The 942-nt window shown below is 50.3% G+C and carries 1 protein-coding gene; it reads right to left on the reverse strand.

Annotated features, from left to right (window positions below; translation table 11 throughout):
* Positions 1–365 precede the first annotated feature (365 nt).
* The gene (locus ACTQY1_RS11215) at positions 366–569 is read right to left on the reverse strand and encodes a hypothetical protein (protein WP_195839591.1); all 204 of its coding nucleotides are present in this window, start codon (positions 567–569) and stop codon (positions 366–368) included.
* Between the last annotated feature and the right edge of the window lie 373 nt (positions 570–942).

Here is a 942-nt window from a genome sequence, read left to right on the forward strand (position 1 = left end):
CACAAAAGGGGGCTTGGGTAAGTGCACCCTTTTGCAAAGATCCATAGCAACTGAAATTTATTTTAAAATTGGCTTGACTTTATATAGTTGGTCTACGGCGTTGGGGTCGGAAGTTGGATACAACGGTCACAGGAACGGAATCTTCGATAACTTCGTTTCTGTGAATTTCCGTTGGTCCTTTGATTCCAACGTGGTAGGGGCTTCCCGAAGGGGAGCCCGTCCCGGCCGCCGGTTTTTCATGTTCAAAGGCAGATGCGTGAGCATCTGGCATCCGAAACGATGAACGACCAACGATGAACCAAAAGGCCGCCGGATTTTCCGGCGGCCTTTCCATTGGGGAGGAAAACGCCGGGGCGTTTTCCAACCTAAAGCAATCCATGCAATTTCCCCAGTTTCTGGATCTGGTCCAGAGAGTAATGGGTGATCCGGGAAATGGTTTCCATGGGGATCTTTTCCTTCAGCATGGCGACAATGTTGGATTCCCGTTCTTCCTGACGGCCTTCCTGTTTTCCTTCTAAGCGGCCTTTTTCCAGGTTCTTTCTTGCAATGGCGTGTCCGATACCGCACATGGTTTCCGCCTCCTTTTTCATCTCTACGGTCATAGGGATGTTGTATTTTAGCTAAAGAATACGATTTCTATATTGTTAATTTTATCATATTTGATGGGGATGGGAGGAAGGGGAAAAGCGGCAGGGCCGCTTTTCTGTCTCACGCAGATGGTCATGAGCTGACAGTCACTAGTCTCTGGTCTCTAGCGGAAGGAGGGAACCCGCCGGGCGGGTTCCTGGGAATGTATAAAAACCGGAGGCCGGGACGGGCGGGCCTGCGGCTCGCCCCTCGTATAATAGAGTTGTACCAGATATTCCCTTTTATAGTGAATTACGGTACGATTAGAATGGAGCTGTGGATCGGTTGCGCGCCCCTACCGCTTGACGGTTTTCG

Origin of the sequence: Acidaminococcus sp. HCP3S3_G9_1, assembly GCF_052122455.1 — a bacterium.
Lineage (GTDB): Bacteria > Bacillota > Negativicutes > Acidaminococcales > Acidaminococcaceae > Acidaminococcus.